General features: G+C 57.3%; 1 pseudogene. It reads left to right on the top strand.

Features of this window, described 5'->3' with window-relative positions:
• Positions 1-988, top strand: a pseudogene (locus KEM39_RS11380) (lytic transglycosylase domain-containing protein); the annotation flags it as partial.

Below are 988 nucleotides of genomic sequence, written 5' to 3'. Positions count from 1 at the left end.
ATGGGCATTACGCGCCTGACCACTATGGGCGATACCTCCATCGTGCCGTTCTTCAATGCCTTTGGCGTGGCATTGCTCAATGCAGACGGCAAAGCGCGCAATCTCGACAGCATTATGCTGGATTTGTCCGACCGCTTTTCCAAAATGGACAGGGTGCAGGCCTACAATCTGGCCAAAAGCATGGGCTTGGACGACGGCACGATCAACACCCTGCTGCTCGGGCGTGCCGAAATGGAAAAGATGCTGGAGATGCAGCGCAACCTTTACCGTTCCGGCGAAAAAGAAATTGCCGTCAGCCGCGAACTGACCCGCTCCCGCGCCTACCTCAACCAACAATGGGACGCGCTGAAGAATATGGTTGCCGACGCGCTCGCCCCGCACCTGTTGCGGCTGGTAAAACTGGTCAGCAGCTTTGCCGACTACCTGATGCGCAACGAAAACACGATGAAGCACGTTTTCGAAGGCTTGGCGTTTGTATTGGGCGTGGTGCTGATTCCGGTGCTGTGGTCGGCAGTAACGGCGCTGTATGCCTTTATCGCCCCGTTCGCGGCGGCCGCCGCTGCCGTTGCCGCACTTGGTGCCGCCTTCGTGCTGCTCTATGACGACTACAAAACTTGGGCGGAGGGCGGAAAGAGCCTGTTCGACTGGGGCGCGTTTACCGGCTATATCAAAACCTCCAAAGTATCGGTGGACAGCCTGAAATCCGCCTTTGTTTACCTGCTTACCGGCTACAAGTCGTGGGCGGAAGCGGGTAATGCCGCATTCGACTGGCTGCGCCTGAAGGGGTTTATCGACGAAAACGGCGTATCCCTGCGCTCGCTGGCCAACGGCTTTAAGAACCTTGCCCAAGACATCTACCAATTCGTTGCTCCCGCATTGGAAGACCTGGGCGAAATCTTCACCGCACTGGGTAACAAAGACTATAACCTCGCCTGGGAAGCGGCAAAACGGCTGGCTTCCCGACCTGTGAACTTCGTGGCGGAGCAGG

The sequence above is a fragment of the Neisseria sp. Marseille-Q1983 genome (assembly GCF_018224585.1).
Taxonomy (GTDB): domain Bacteria; phylum Pseudomonadota; class Gammaproteobacteria; order Burkholderiales; family Neisseriaceae; genus Neisseria; species Neisseria polysaccharea.
This window is presented reverse-complemented; position numbering and strand designations above follow the sequence as displayed.